Raw genomic sequence first — 13,349 nt, 5'->3', positions numbered from 1 at the left:
AACATAGGACGAAAAATTTAAGCGAAAGCAACGATAACCAGGAGGGGAAGAAACATGAGATTTATGATGATCGTGAAAGCAACCGAGGATTCCGAGGCCGGCGTGCTGCCAAGCGCAGAGCAATTGGATGCCATGATGAGGTACAACATGGAGCTGGCGAGGGCCGGCGTGCTGCTTGCTGCGGATGGGCTCCATCCAAGCTCGGGCGCCATCCGGATTTCTTATCCGGAGCCGGGAGGCAAGCCGAAAATCACCGATGGTCCCTTTACGGAAGCGAAGGAACTGATCGCGGGGTACACCTTGATCGAAGTGAAAACGAGGGAAGAGGCGATCGAGTGGGCCAAACGCATGCCCGATCCGCACGGCTTCGGCGCGGGGCAGATCGAGCTCCGTCAGGTATTCGAACCGACAGAGTTAACGCAGGACCCGGAAGCGCAGGCCAAACAATTTGAAATGCGCGAACACATCCAAAGGCAGAATCCGTAATGTCGGCGGCCGATACCCATCGTACGATCGAGGCCATCTGGAGAATCGAATCTTCCAAAATCATTGCCTACCTGACCCGGATGGTCCGTGACATCGGCCTCGCCGAGGATCTGGCTCAGGATGCGCTCATTGCCGCGCTGGAACGGTGGCCGAATGACGGAATACCGGATAACCCCGGCGGATGGCTTATGACCGCGGCAAAGCGCAAAGCGCTGGACCTGCTGCGCCGGAATAAGGTGCGCGATCGGAAGTATGAGCTGTTGGGACGCGAAATGGATTCCCGAATGGATTCGGATATGGAGGTGCCGGAGGCGGGAGAAGTGAACGACGATCTTCTGCGGCTGATCTTTATGACCTGCCATCCGGTTCTGTCCCCCGAGGCGCGCGTAGCCCTGACGCTGCGTCTGCTCGGCGGATTGACGACATCGGAGATCGCCCGCGCTTATCTTGTGCCGGAACCGACGATCGCGCAGCGAATCGTTCGTGCCAAACGGACGCTGTCCGCGACCCGGGTTGCATTCGAGATTCCTCAGGGAACCGAACTGAAGCCGCGATTATCATCCGTCCTCGAGGTCATCTACCTTATGTTTAATGAGGGATACGCCGCTTCATCAGGCAGCCAGTGGATTCGTCCGCTGCTGTGCCAGGAAGCGCTTCGGATCGGACGGGTTCTGGCGGAGATCGCGCCGACGGAGGCCGAGGTGCACGGATTGGTCGCGTTGATGGAATTTCAGTCCTCCCGGTTCAAGTCACGGGTCAATGCGCAGGGCGAACCTGTGCTGCTCATGGACCAGAATCGGGCATTATGGGATTATTTATTGATCCGGCGCGGTTTTGCCGCTCTGGAGCGAATCGAGCGGTTGGGTGGAATGACCGGTCCTTACGCTATTCAGGCAGCCATCTCCGCATGTCATGCCGGTGCGCCCAGTGCCGCAGAGACCGACTGGATTCGGATCTCCGCGCTGTACGAGGCATTGGCGCAGGTTTCTCCCTCGCCGATCGTGGAATTGAACCGGGCCGTGGCCCTCTCCATGGCTTTCGGCCCGGAGATCGGGCTTGAGATCGTGGACGTTTTGCGAAGCGAGCCTGCCTTGAAGGGGTATCATCTTCTCCCGAGCGTGAGGGGTGACTTGCTCTTTAAGCTGGGTCGCCTGAACGAAGCCGGCGCGGAGTTCAAGCTGGCCGCATCGCTGACGGATAACCAGAGGGAGCGGGCGCTGCTCCTTGACCGAGCGGCAGAATGCCTGTCAGCAGGCTCTTAAGATGCGCTTCAGAAAAATTTTTAAAAAATTCCGAAAAAAATATGAAATTCATGTCGATTACGTCAAATCCCGTTCGTCATTTAGATATAAAACAAAAAAATCGAACCGAGAGGAAGATGAACATGCAAGCACAAATGGTACCTTTTATTATTTCCGAGGATGCAAGAGGCCAGGCCGAATTCTACATGCAGGCGATTGGCGGAGAGATCGGTTTATTGACTACATTCAAAGACATGCCGGGAATACCGGAAGCCCATCAGGATAAAGTCATGCATATGTCGTTAACGCTGGCCGGCGGCAATCAGCTGATTCTCTCCGACGCTTTTCAAGAAACCGGCAAGAGCACGAGCATGGGGCTGGTCATCACGTTCGATAACGAGGAAGAAGCCCGCGCAGCTTATCGCAATCTCAGCGACGGGGGGACCGAGAAGTATCCTTTTGCCCTGCAGCCTTGGGGAGCCTATTACGGCGAAGTGGTAGACCGGTACGGCATGACCTGGCAGATGGTTCATCGGGCTTGAGTACTAGAGCTCCCGGAAGCAGCAATCCGAAACGGAAATCCATATCCATTTGAAAAATACCATACTACGATACAGAAGGAGCCAATAAGATGAATCAAGAGGTAACGGATTACATGGCAGCCATCAGCGATACCTGGAAGGTCGAAGTCAGCGAGCGGCTTCGGGAGCTCGTGCACAATACGATCCCGGACGTCGCGGAACGGCTTCAATATAAAAAGCCGCATTTTCTGAAAAACGGAAAATACGCGGCGGTGATCAGCGTCGCCAAGAGCGCCGTGAGCTTTACGATTTTCAATGCGGAAGGGCTGGAATGGCCCGAGACGCTGTTCGAGGGGCCGCCTGAGCGGAAGACCATCAAAATATCGGCCGGGCAGCAGGTCGACTATGCAGCGCTGGCTTCCTTGCTGAAGCAGGCATCCGTAGGCCTGTAATCCATATGTAGTAGGGGTGCGACACGGGTAGTAACCGTACCGCAGGAGCGCCCCGGCATCTAAAGCCGCGATCCTAGGAGGATCGCGGTAAACGTCATTCTATTTCTTGGTGCCGTGCTGTTTGGTTGGCAGCTTGTCGCTTGGCGTTCCTTTGCCGTGATTCTCTTTGTTGCGACGGGCTTTCTCCGCGTTCTCATTCATTTTTTCCACGAAATCATGCGTGCTTTCCATAGGATATAGACTCCTTTCATATAGAATGTTGCTTGCCTGATCGTGCTTAATATAACCATTTCGTTGTGATCCTATTTGAAGATTTTGAAGACTCTGGAACGGGTAGGGATTGTGAGATTTTCGTATTGGGGGGATGAAGGATGTCCAGTAAACTCGTGTTGATCATGGTGGGAATGCTCGTTGTTCTGGGTATCGCCGGCTGCAGCGGAATTAACGAGGATACCGGATCCGCGGACCAACGACTGTATTCGGTCAAGAAACTGATGAAGCTGGACGCAGCGAAGGTAACAGCCATTCAAGTCGTGTATGGGGATGGCACGCGGATGGTGCTCGACCAGGAACAGGACATTGAGCCGATCATGAAGCGGGTGGATACCCTTCAAGCCAAACGGATGGCGGGTAACGAGGAACCGGGGTTTCTGTTCTTTATGGATGTCGTGCAGGGCGAGCAGCAGATTCGCGTGGCGAGCGAGTTTGAGGTGGATGGGGAGTCGTATATATTGGCAGGCCCGGAGCTGCCCGAACTGAACGCGTACATGGTGGAGCTGGGACGCTCCCATAACCCCGAATTGCTGCCGGGATTAACGTTTAACGAATAACTTCCCCGTGGGGAGCTTTGCCGCGAATCGTCAGCTTGCGGAATGGATGCCAAACGGTCAATTATACGCAAAAAAAGATCCAGCCGGGCCAATGCCCGGGCTGCATCTTGTTCGCAGGAGTCTAAAGACAGCCTAAATCCCGCTGCCGGATCCAACGTCTCGCTTACTTCTTGTGACTGATCAGCAGCTCGTATTTGTTCAAGGATGCACCCAAAATATTCTCGTTGCGGCCCTGACCGTGGGATTGCCGGAACGATTCGCTGGAAGTCCAGCGCTTGAACGCTTCCTCGTCTTCCCATACCGTAGAGATCTTCAGTTCCTCGGCCTCTGCACCTTCCTTGGCTTCATGCCATACTTCCATCCGCACGAATCCTTCAATCTCCTGAACGCCCTTCGCTTCAGTGAAGCGCTGCGCGATTTCTTGTCCGAAGCCCGGTTTGACCTTGATCGAGTTTGTAACAACCAGCATATACGTGATCCTCCTTCGGTTTATGAACGGAATAATTCCCGACATGTCTTGTTCTTTCTTGTACGTCCATTATACATGAACGAAGGAACCGATTTCATCTCAGGGGACCGGGATAACCTGGCTTCATGCCCGAAGAGAAGGAAAACTCAGGTCGCGGGGGGACCTTCAGCAGGGAGCTCTGCCGCAGGTACGGCGGAAGCCGGGGCGGCCGCTTTAGGTTTTGCCCTTCCGCTCCACGACCAGTAGGTGCCTATACGGAGCAGCCGTTCAACCGGTCCGCTGCGGAACCGTTTCAACCAGAGCAGGCTGGCCGTTGCCAGTACGGCATAGATGAGGATCGCCAGCAGAGCTCCCTGCAGCACGCCGAGTTTGCCGAACATGCCCAATCCGAAACCGTAAAATATCAATACGCATACAACGCTTTGCGTCAGATAGTTCGTTAACGACATTCGCCCCACCGCTTCGAACGCCCGGATCACCACCGATTGTTTGGACGAGAAGGCGTATAAGGACGCGAACAGGTGGAGATACCCTAGCGCGAGCAGGGGGCCGCCGAGCATCATCAGGACGCCGCTCCAGTTGTTCGTGGATTCGAGCATAACGCCTGCGGTTTTCAGTCCAAGCCCGACCGGAATGAGCAGCGACCATCTTAAATACAGCTTGATCTCCATGGACGGATGGAGGAAGCGCCCGCGTTTCGCGGCGACCATGCCAAACAGGAACATCGGCGCGCTCATGAGAGGGGCAATCAGGATCACCAGCAGCATCAGCCAGTCCGGGAGGTCGATGGGCATTTCCTCGGTTGACCGGAAGTTTAGGATCTCGCTATACGTGCCGCTGCCGTAGACTTCGATGGACTGCTTCACATAGTTCTCCATGCGCTCCGCTTCGCCTGCCGCAGGCTCCATGGAGCCGTACCCCAAGACGGCCATCAGCGCGAGCAAGAGAATGCCCCAGATCAAAATCGTTTTGGCCTTCCGTTTCACAAACAGCACCAGGAAGAGGCCGATCCCCCCATAGAACAGCAGAATATCGCCTTCCCAGATGAATATGGAATGCAGCAGGCCGAGTACGATCAGAAGAACCGACCTGCGGAAGAAGCTGCGTCCGTATTTGAGCCCCTTGCCGATCAGGCTTTCCCGCATCTTGATCATGCTGTAGCCGAACAGGAACGTAAAGATAGGCATGAAGCTGCCCTCTACGAACACCTTGAGCATGTCATGACTGATCAGGTCCAGCGTGGAAGGCTGGAAGAAATGCAGCTCGTCTTTACCGAACATGCCGTACTGGAAAATAAGCATATTGGCCATCAGGATGCCGAGCAAGCTCAAGCCGCGAATCGCATCCACGGCGGTCGAACGTTTATTTGAATTCATGTCAATCACCTCTGACACCAAGTATAAAGCTCCAAACGAAATAACTCGGAAACGGCATCCTAACTTTTTCTTAACACTTCCAGCATTTGTTTAACTCCTGTTAAGGTTGCTGTGCTAGCATAAATGTCGGGTGAGGATAAAATGGATCAAACGCGAATTCTAATCGTAGACGACGAACCTTCCATTGTGAAAATGCTGCAGATGGTGCTGCGCAAGGAAGGCTTTAACCGAATATACACGGCTTCCAGCTGCAAGGAAGCGCTCAGCGAAATCGCTGCGCACGGAGCGGATATCGTGCTGCTGGATGTCATGCTGCCGGACGGCACGGGATTTGACCTCTGTCCGCAGATCCGTTCCTATGGCAGTCCGCACATCCTGTTCCTGACGGCCAAGGCGTCGGATCTGGATGTGCTGACCGGTTTTGCGATGGGCGGGGACGATTATGTCACCAAGCCCTTTAATCCGCTGGAGATCGCTGCAAGGATCAAGGCGCGTCTGCGCCGGGGCGGCTTTGGACCGGCTGCTGCGGCAGAGCAGCAGGCGATTCAGCGCGCATGGGATTTCGGCCGGTTCAAAGTCGACGAATCCGCAGGCGAACTGACGGTGCTGGGAGAGCCCGTGCCTTGTCCGGCGCAGGTCTTTCAGCTGCTGCTGTATTTTTGCAAGCATCCCGGGGTCGTATTCTCCAAGTCGCAGCTGTACGAAGCGGTGTGGGGCATCGACGGCATGGGCGAGGACAACACCGTCATGGTGCATATCCGCCGCATCCGCGAGCGCATCGAGGAGGATCCGAGCAACCCGCAGTATCTGCTGACGGTCCGGGGACTTGGCTACAAGCTGATCAAGGAGAAAGCGCGATGAGGCTGCGCAGAAGGCTTGCCTTCCATTTTACATACCAATTAATTGCATTCTCGGCGTTTATGTTTTGCTTTCTAATCGTGCTCTTATTCTTCCTGATCAAACATATCAGCGACGATGAGATCAAGCGCAACTTTCCGACAGGCGTCTTGAACAGCATCGTGACCGAGACGGTGACGGAGAATGGCGAGGTGCAGCTGGAGGAATATTGGAAGCTTCTGCTCCAGGAGAAGGATATGTGGCTTCAGGTGGTGGATATGGAGGGAAACGTGATTCACTCCACCAACACGGCTTCGGATGTTCCGTTGGCGTACTCGGTGAGCACCTTGCTTGAGATCAAGGAGAAACGCCGCCTCGGCGAGTACACGATGGATTGGCAGATGGATCTGACCTATGAGGAGCCGCTATTGTTTCTGATCGGACGCATCGATGAGAGCTCGGATCATCTTCGGGAATGGGTTGCCCGTTTTCAGGACGGCGGAAAGGTGAGACCGGAGGATGAGGCCGAGCTGGGACGCGAATTGGCCGATCTAGGCGGTTATTTGCATGTGATTGATCGGGACGGACGCGTTGTCCAAGCGATTGGGACGGGTTCCGACAATAAGGCGAGCTACCACCCGCTGGAGATCATCACCATGCAGGAGCAGCCGGGCACGTATTCCACGCATATCGCGGTTTACCGCGATGCGGACAGCGGCAACACCTGGGTATATCACACGCCTCAGGACGGGGCGCTGGAGAAACGGCCAATGATGAACGAGCTGATCCGCGTGGCGCTCTGGACGATGATCTGCGTGCTTGTGCTGTCGCTTGGGGTGGCGATATGGCATGGATACCGGTACAGCCGTCCGCTGCTGCTGTTTACCGGATGGTTCGAGCGGATGGGCAGCGGAGCTTATGAGGAAGTGCTGACGCCGAAGGACCGGAAGCGGGTATTCCGCAAGAGTGGAAAGCTGCGCATGCGCTACAAGCTGTACAAGGAAGTCATCCATTCCTTTTATAAAATGGCGGAGCAGCTGGCTGAAACCGAACGGGAACGGGAGCGGCTCGATCGAAATCGGGAAGAATGGATGTCCGGGATATCGCATGACCTGCGCACGCCGTTATCCTCCATTCAGGGCTACGGTTATATGCTGGAGAGCGCGCCGCAGGATTGGAGCCAGGAAGAATTGCGGGAGATGGGAACCGTGATCCGGGAGAAAGGCGACTACATGCTGGAGCTGATCAATGACTTCTCGCTCGTCTTCCGTCTGAGAAGCGAAATCCGGCCGCAAGAGCTGATCCGGCTTGACCTGAATGAGCTGGTGCGCCGCTGCGTGCTGAAATACGTCAACGATGCCACGCTGGATGCCAACTTCAACTATATCGGCGGCGAGGAGGAGCTGCCCGTCGACGGCAATGCCAAGTGGCTGCAGCGGTTAATGGATAACCTGATCACGAATGCCGTGAAGCATAATCCGGATGGGGTAAATGTTGAGGTCCGGGTGGAAAGGCGTCCCCGCGGCGCGGCGATCGTGGTTGCGGACCAAGGCGTGGGGATGGATGAAGAGACCCGCTGCAATCTGTTCGAGCGTTACTACCGGGGAACGAATACCGAAGAGAGCATGGACGGCTCGGGACTCGGGATGAGCATTGCGAAAGCGATTGTCGAGGCGCATCGGGGCCGTGTAAGCGTATGGTCGGAGGTGGGCAGGGGAACCACCATTACCGTTCTTTTGCCTGAGGCTGCGGCGCAAGAAGATGAGGGGCCGAGTTCGCGCGGGTAGCGTAGCCTGGGGCTTGGATCCGCAGATTTCCAATCGCTTCAAAAATCCTGCAACTTTCCTATCCTGCTCCCGCCCCGGGTGCGCTATAATGGCTAGGCAACGATTATACTTCATGTCCGGAGGATATTATGGGTTCAACTTCGTTTCGGCAATTGACCGGCAATGCGCGGGGCTGTCTCGTCTACGAGCCGCTGTTTCTAATCCCTTACAGCATGTTCACGACGTACACCTCCATCTACATGTACCAACTGGGGGTAACCGAGACGGGGATCGGCTGGATTACCTCGATCGGTCTGCTTGTGCAGGTGCTGTCCTCGTTTCTCAGCGGGTATTTAACGGACCGTTTGGGCCGAAAAAAAGCGCTCCTTTACTTCGATGTGCTGAGCTGGAGCGTGGCCACGCTGCTCTGGGCAGTCTCCCAGAACTTCTGGTTTTTTGTGATCGCCGCCGTCATCAACGGCTTTCAAAAGGTGCCGCATACCGCCTTTTACTGTTTGCTGGTGGAGGATACGGCGCCGAAGGAGCGTACCTATGTCTTTACGCTGCTGCAGCTGATTAGCGTCGTCGGCGGATTGTTTGCACCGCTCGGCGGGCTGCTGGTGTATCATTTCTCGCTTGTGCCCGGGGTGCGCATCATGTTCGTCCTTGCCTGCATCCTGATGACGATCCAGTTCATCGGACGCCATTATGCGACAAGGGAGACGGAGATCGGATACCGCAAAATGAAGGAAACGAAGGCGATGGGCCTGCGGGAAGGGATGTCCGACTATGTCCAGGTGATGAAGAGCATGCTGGGAAACCCGCTGCTGCTGATGATCTTCGGCGTTTATATCCTGTTTAATTTTCAGATGACGGTGAAGACAACCTACGTCTCCATCTTCATGGTGGAATATTTGCATTTGGGCAGCGGCCTGATCTCCGTTTTTCCAGCCTTCTCCTCCGTCATTATGCTGATATTCATGCGGTGGATCATGCCCCGGATCGGGGAGCGGCACGTGCACCGGACGATGGTATGGGGCTTTGTCATCTCGGTATTGTCCAATGTCATGCTGGTGTTTGCACCGCAAGGAGATCTGCTGGTGCTGAGCCTGAGCACCGTCATTGCCGCATTCGGCACGATGATGACATATCCGTATCTGGAGACGGCGGTGGCCAATGCCATCGACGACGAGAACCGCGCCAAAATATTCGCGCTGCTCCAGGTGCTCATCCTCATCGTCATTTCGCCTTCCGGCATCATTGGCGGCTGGGCGTACGGCATCGATCCGAGAATACCGTTCCTGCTTGTGGCCGGCGCATTTGTCATCAGCATTCCGCTCATGCTGCTGTACAGCAACAAGGTAAAGGCCGCTCCCATCGAAGCGGGGGTTTAGCTTGGATAGGAGGGCCAAGCCCAAGACGGGCATGCGTCTTTAGCGATATATACGAAACGTAAAGAGTACGCACGAAGAGAGGCGCCCTAAGTCTTGGGGGGCCTTTTTTGTGCCTCTTATTGCAATTTGGTTAGTGTTCACTTATGATATGAGCATGAAAAAGAAACCTCATTTCGACAGCAAGAAGAAGGAAATTTTGCAGGCAGCCATGAAGCTCTTTGCCGAGAAGGGCGTGGACGGCGTATCGGTGAAGGAGATCGGCGCGGCGGCAGGCGTGACGGACGCGGCGATTTATAAGCATTTTACGAATAAGGATGCCGTTGCCGCGGAGGCGTTCAACGAATATTGCGGCAGTTATACGCGCTTGGTGGATGAGTACGCTACCCGGCCCGGACCGTTTGCAATGAGGCTATCGGCTCTCGTAACCCGCGTATTGGAATCGTATGACGAAGATAAATACGGCTTGCTGCTATTGTCCCAGCATCACGAGCTGTTTACGGAGGTGGTCAAGAGCAGGGGACGGCAGCCGCTTGATGCTTTGGAGGAGCTACTCGAGCAAGCGGTGCTGCAGCGGGATATTCCGCCGCAGAATACGCGGTTAACCGCTGTGCTGATCATCGGTGCATTCAGTCAGCTTGCGATTTCCACGATGCAGGGGGAGCTGGAAGAACCGCTGTCGCCGCTGGCATCTGAAGTGACGGCGCATTTATTGGCATTAACCGGTTTGGGAAAAGGTCAGGCGTGACCTTTTCTTTTTGCCATCAGGTTAGTGATTGTTAACCAAATTATGAGGGGGAAGACGCATATGAAAAAGATTTTAATCATCCAAGGCAATCCCATTGAAAACAGCTATGGCCGTCAGCTGGCAGAGGCCTATGCGAGAGGGGCGGCCGAATCCGGTGCGGAGGTGCGGCAGCTGGTGCTTGCGGAGATGGAGTTTGACCTGAACCTGTCCGGCGGTTATAAGGGCAAGCAACCGCTCGAGCCCGATCTGCAAGAAGCACAGGAGCTGATTGCCTGGGCGGACCATCTGGTGTTTGTGTACCCGAATTGGTGGGGCGGCATGCCGGCGCTGCTCAAAGGGTTCATCGATAGGGTTTTTCTCCCCGGATTCGCCTTTAAGTACCGCCGGAACTCGCCTTTGCCGGAGCAGCTGCTCAAAGGGAAGACGGCTCGTCTGATCGTCACGATGGATTCGCCGTACGTTTACTACCGGTTCTATCTCGGACAGCCGGGACATCAGATGATGAAGCATTCCATTCTGAAGTTCTGCGGCGTGGGCACCGTCCGTGCCACGAACATTACCCAGCTTCGCAAAATGCCCGAGACGGCAAGAAGCCAATGGCTCGAGCGCGTGCAGAGAATGGGACGGAAATTGGCGTGATCGGGTAGTAGGGGCGATGTGCAGTTCCTTCCAATGGCTTGACTTCTCGGGCAGGAGGATTATAATTCATACAACAAATGAAACGACCAAAGAATTGAATGGGTCATGGTTCAAAATCAAATCTTGATGTATATGCCGGGGAATAGGGCCCAGGCGTTTCTACCAGGTTACCGTAAATGACTTGACTACATGAAGGTTGAGAATCCGCTCCCCAAGCCCGGCTTTGCATAAACATCGAAGCCGGGCTGCAAGATCGCCTGAAATGGGATCTAAGCACGTTTTAACGGATGGGGTGATGTGCAGACTATTAGCAATGCATGGCTGCCGCGCGGACTTCTCTTCCTCAATGGATATAGTTGCAGGCAACCCGGGCAGATACGCTGTCCGGGTTGTTTGGCGTGTTACGCAAGATCGATTTTGTGCTTTTACAGGTTCATTATAAGAAAAACGTCTACCGACGACCGCAGTAAGAAGAAGTTTTTATTGCGAGATTAGGAAGTCACAAGCTTCCGAGTTTATACTTTCTGATATCTAAAAAAAGGGGAGCGTGCAATCATCATGAGTTCAATCCAGAGACAGAAACGATACGAGGTCAGCCGGCAGCTGGGGAAGGTTGCTTTAGGACAAGAGCCAGCCGATCTGGTCATCAAAAACGGCACGCTGGTCAATGTGTTTACGGGCGAGCTTCAGGAACGGATAGACGTGGCGATGGCGTGCGGGCGCATCGCTTATATCGGCAGCGCCGATCATACGATCGGAGAGGGGACGCAGGTGATCGAAGCGAATGGGCGCTTCATCTCGCCGGGTCTGCTGGACGGCCATATGCATGTGGAGAGCACGATGCTGACCGTAACGGAGTTTGCCAAAGCGGCCATCGTTACGGGAACGACCGGGGTTTATATGGATCCCCATGAGATCGCCAACGTGTTCGGCATGGAGGGCGTGCGCTGGATGCACGAGGAAGGGCAGCAGCTGCCGATGAAGGTGTTCACCACCATTCCTTCCTGCGTACCGGCGACGTTCGATCTGGAGGATGCCGGGGCGCAGTTGGGCGTAGCCGATATCGAGGAAGGGCTGACCTGGCCCGGCGTCGCGGGGCTTGGCGAAGTGATGAACTTCCCGGGCGTCGTATACGGCGATCCGACCATGATCGGAGAGATCGAAGCCACGCTGCGTGCGGGCAAGACGGTGACGGGGCATTTTCCGGCCGAGGACGACCGGATGCTACAAGCCTATCTAGCAACCGGCGTCAGCTCCGATCATGAGACGGTAACGAGAGAGCAGGCTTTGGAAAAGGTTCGCCTCGGTATGCATCTGATGATCCGCGAAGGTTCGGCTTGGCAGGATGTGAAGGAAGTGATTAAGGTGGTAACGGAGGACAAGGTACGTACCGACAATATCTCCTTGGTCACGGATGATGTGTATCCGCAGACGCTGCTGCGGCTCGGCCATATGAACCATGTGGTCCGCCGCGCCATGGAGGAGGGCGTGGACCCGGTTACGGCGATCCAGATGGGCACGATCAACGTGGCTCGATATTTCGGCATGGATATGGAGCTCGGCAGCATTTCACCAGGCAAAACGGCTGATATTTTGCTCATTGACGATCTGAAGAGCATGGTGCCTTCGGTGGTGATCACGGACGGCGAAGTGGTCGCGGAGAACGGCCGTCTCGTGAAGGCGTTCCCGGCGTATTCGTATCCGGAAAAGGCCTTTCAATCGGTTCGGCTGCAGCGTTCGCTTACCGCCGACGACTTTTTGCTGCGCAGCAAGTTCGATGCGGCGCGTACGGAAGTGAACGTGGTGCGCGTCATCGAGAACAGTGCCCGTACCGCCAAAATGACCGCGGTGCTCGCCGTGGAGCAGGGCGTCATCCAGCCGGACCTGGGCCAAGACGTGGTTCAGCTGGCATGCATCGAGCGCCACGGCGCAACCGGGCAAATCTCGCTCGGCTTTGCGAGCGGCTTCGCACTACAGTCCGGCGCGGTTGCTTCCACGGTGGCGCACGATAGCCACAACCTGCTTGTGATGGGCACGAACGCCGAGGATATGGCGCTTGCGGCGAACGAGCTGGCAGCATGCGGAGGCGGCATGATCGTGGTGCAGAACGGCCAGGTGCTGGCGAAGGTGGCGATGCCGATTGCGGGCTTGCTGGCGGACCGTCCAGTCGAGGTCGTGGCCGAGGAAGTCGCTGCCCTGGAGGAAGCGTGGAAACAGCTCGGCTGCTCCATCCATGCGCCGTTCATGACGTTCTCGCTCATTGCGCTTCCGGTCATTCCGGAGATCCGCATTACCAATCGCGGGATTGCGGACGTGACGGAATTCAAGCTCATCGAGACGGAGATCGGTCCGGTTCAATAAGGTGGCACATACATTAAAGCAGGTTGGCCTACATGGCTAACCTGCTTTTTTGGTGCGTAAATACTGGGCTTAGCCTGTGAGTGGATGCCGCAAGCCACGCTCCCATGGATAATCCTCACATAATCCATTACCTACTTAGTGATTTTCGTCACAAATTGATAACTTTTTCACCTATTTCGGCCATTATATTGTGATGTTTATCACAATCCTTTAGGACGCGGTCTGCGACAAT

General features: G+C 55.3%; 14 protein-coding genes and 1 riboswitch. Of the genes, 11 read left to right on the top strand and 3 right to left on the bottom strand.

Annotation, left to right across the window (positions count from 1 at the left end; translation table 11 throughout):
• Positions 1-54 precede the first annotated feature (54 nt).
• The 4 genes from AC3RCL_RS30325 (at position 55) to AC3RCL_RS30310 (ending at position 2,700) form a co-directional block, all read left to right on the top strand.
• Positions 55-486 (top strand): YciI family protein, encoded by a 432-nt coding sequence (locus AC3RCL_RS30325; protein ID WP_145039404.1) that lies wholly within the window; start codon positions 55-57, stop codon positions 484-486.
• Complete coding sequence (locus AC3RCL_RS30320) at positions 486-1,748, top strand: RNA polymerase sigma factor (RefSeq protein WP_340969338.1); 1,263 nt, start codon at positions 486-488, stop codon at positions 1,746-1,748. Before AC3RCL_RS30325 ends, AC3RCL_RS30320 begins: the two co-directional genes overlap by 1 nt.
• A 122-nt stretch (positions 1,749-1,870) precedes the next feature.
• On the top strand, positions 1,871-2,269 hold the full coding sequence (locus tag AC3RCL_RS30315) for a VOC family protein (protein ID WP_492533664.1): 399 nt from the start codon (positions 1,871-1,873) through the stop codon (positions 2,267-2,269).
• Positions 2,270-2,358: 89 nt separating this feature from the next.
• Positions 2,359-2,700 carry a DUF1801 domain-containing protein gene (locus AC3RCL_RS30310; RefSeq protein WP_015737851.1) on the top strand — a complete coding sequence of 114 codons (342 nt, stop codon included), beginning with the start codon at positions 2,359-2,361 and terminating at the stop codon, positions 2,698-2,700.
• 99 nt (positions 2,701-2,799) lie between these two features.
• Here AC3RCL_RS30310 and AC3RCL_RS30305 read toward each other — a convergent pair whose 3' ends face one another.
• On the bottom strand, positions 2,800-2,931 hold the full coding sequence (locus tag AC3RCL_RS30305) for a DUF4023 domain-containing protein (protein WP_009590359.1): 132 nt from the start codon (positions 2,929-2,931) through the stop codon (positions 2,800-2,802).
• A 140-nt stretch (positions 2,932-3,071) separates the two neighbouring features.
• Between AC3RCL_RS30305 and AC3RCL_RS30300 the strand changes: the two genes are divergently transcribed.
• Entirely contained in the window at positions 3,072-3,530 is a 459-nt protein-coding gene (locus tag AC3RCL_RS30300; RefSeq protein WP_340969335.1) for a hypothetical protein, read from the top strand.
• A 163-nt stretch (positions 3,531-3,693) separates the two neighbouring features.
• On the opposite strand, the gene AC3RCL_RS30295 is transcribed toward AC3RCL_RS30300, so the two are convergent.
• Positions 3,694-3,999 (bottom strand): antibiotic biosynthesis monooxygenase, encoded by a 306-nt coding sequence (locus AC3RCL_RS30295; protein ID WP_015737849.1) that lies wholly within the window; start codon positions 3,997-3,999, stop codon positions 3,694-3,696.
• A gap of 146 nt (positions 4,000-4,145) precedes the next feature.
• The gene (locus tag AC3RCL_RS30290; RefSeq protein ID WP_036659593.1) at positions 4,146-5,375 is read right to left on the bottom strand and encodes a DUF418 domain-containing protein; all 1,230 of its coding nucleotides are present in this window, start codon (positions 5,373-5,375) and stop codon (positions 4,146-4,148) included.
• Positions 5,376-5,516: 141 nt separating this feature from the next.
• Between AC3RCL_RS30290 and AC3RCL_RS30285 the strand changes: the two genes are divergently transcribed.
• The 6 genes from AC3RCL_RS30285 to ade all read left to right on the top strand — a co-directional run bounded on the left by AC3RCL_RS30285 (position 5,517) and on the right by ade (position 13,117).
• Positions 5,517-6,236, top strand: coding sequence for a response regulator transcription factor (locus tag AC3RCL_RS30285; protein ID WP_015737847.1), 720 nt, complete (start codon positions 5,517-5,519; stop codon positions 6,234-6,236).
• Entirely contained in the window at positions 6,233-7,999 is a 1,767-nt protein-coding gene (locus tag AC3RCL_RS30280) for a sensor histidine kinase (RefSeq protein ID WP_015737846.1), read from the top strand. The genes AC3RCL_RS30285 and AC3RCL_RS30280 overlap by 4 nt, the downstream gene beginning before the upstream one ends.
• A gap of 128 nt (positions 8,000-8,127) precedes the next feature.
• On the top strand, positions 8,128-9,372 hold the full coding sequence (locus AC3RCL_RS30275) for an MFS transporter (RefSeq protein ID WP_015737845.1): 1,245 nt from the start codon (positions 8,128-8,130) through the stop codon (positions 9,370-9,372).
• Between the two features lie 154 nt (positions 9,373-9,526).
• The gene (locus tag AC3RCL_RS30270) at positions 9,527-10,117 is read left to right on the top strand and encodes a TetR/AcrR family transcriptional regulator (RefSeq protein ID WP_186326503.1); all 591 of its coding nucleotides are present in this window, start codon (positions 9,527-9,529) and stop codon (positions 10,115-10,117) included.
• A gap of 60 nt (positions 10,118-10,177) precedes the next feature.
• Positions 10,178-10,756: an NAD(P)H-dependent oxidoreductase gene (locus AC3RCL_RS30265; RefSeq protein ID WP_036659300.1), complete on the top strand. Its 579-nt coding sequence runs from the start codon at positions 10,178-10,180 to the stop codon at positions 10,754-10,756.
• 106 nt (positions 10,757-10,862) lie between these two features.
• Positions 10,863-10,964: riboswitch (purine riboswitch) on the top strand.
• A 350-nt stretch (positions 10,965-11,314) separates the two neighbouring features.
• Positions 11,315-13,117, top strand: a complete 1,803-nt coding sequence (gene ade, locus AC3RCL_RS30260) for an adenine deaminase (protein ID WP_145039394.1) — start codon at positions 11,315-11,317, stop codon at positions 13,115-13,117.
• Positions 13,118-13,349 lie beyond the last annotated feature (232 nt).

The sequence above is a fragment of the Paenibacillus sp. MT86 genome (assembly GCF_058792535.1).
The sequence above is the reverse complement of the archived record's forward strand: the minus strand, read 5'-3'. Positions and strand labels throughout refer to the sequence as shown.

What these genes read in the sequence shown, in the direction of transcription:
- AC3RCL_RS30300 (WP_340969335.1), top strand. Translation starts at nt 3,072, where the DNA reads ATGTCCAGTAAACTCGTGTTGATCATGGTGGGAATGCTCGTTGTTCTG.
- AC3RCL_RS30285 (WP_015737847.1), top strand. Translation starts at nt 5,517, where the DNA reads ATGGATCAAACGCGAATTCTAATCGTAGACGACGAACCTTCCATTGTG.
- AC3RCL_RS30325 (WP_145039404.1), top strand. Translation starts at nt 55, where the DNA reads ATGAGATTTATGATGATCGTGAAAGCAACCGAGGATTCCGAGGCCGGC.
- AC3RCL_RS30270 (WP_186326503.1), top strand. Translation starts at nt 9,527, where the DNA reads ATGAAAAAGAAACCTCATTTCGACAGCAAGAAGAAGGAAATTTTGCAG.
- AC3RCL_RS30315 (WP_492533664.1), top strand. Translation starts at nt 1,871, where the DNA reads ATGCAAGCACAAATGGTACCTTTTATTATTTCCGAGGATGCAAGAGGC.
- AC3RCL_RS30310 (WP_015737851.1), top strand. Translation starts at nt 2,359, where the DNA reads ATGAATCAAGAGGTAACGGATTACATGGCAGCCATCAGCGATACCTGG.
- AC3RCL_RS30320 (WP_340969338.1), top strand. Translation starts at nt 486, where the DNA reads ATGTCGGCGGCCGATACCCATCGTACGATCGAGGCCATCTGGAGAATC.
- AC3RCL_RS30280 (WP_015737846.1), top strand. Translation starts at nt 6,233, where the DNA reads ATGAGGCTGCGCAGAAGGCTTGCCTTCCATTTTACATACCAATTAATT.
- AC3RCL_RS30305 (WP_009590359.1), bottom strand. Translation starts at nt 2,931, where the DNA reads ATGGAAAGCACGCATGATTTCGTGGAAAAAATGAATGAGAACGCGGAG.
- ade (WP_145039394.1), top strand. Translation starts at nt 11,315, where the DNA reads ATGAGTTCAATCCAGAGACAGAAACGATACGAGGTCAGCCGGCAGCTG.
- AC3RCL_RS30295 (WP_015737849.1), bottom strand. Translation starts at nt 3,999, where the DNA reads ATGCTGGTTGTTACAAACTCGATCAAGGTCAAACCGGGCTTCGGACAA.
- AC3RCL_RS30265 (WP_036659300.1), top strand. Translation starts at nt 10,178, where the DNA reads ATGAAAAAGATTTTAATCATCCAAGGCAATCCCATTGAAAACAGCTAT.
- AC3RCL_RS30275 (WP_015737845.1), top strand. Translation starts at nt 8,128, where the DNA reads ATGGGTTCAACTTCGTTTCGGCAATTGACCGGCAATGCGCGGGGCTGT.
- AC3RCL_RS30290 (WP_036659593.1), bottom strand. Translation starts at nt 5,375, where the DNA reads ATGAATTCAAATAAACGTTCGACCGCCGTGGATGCGATTCGCGGCTTG.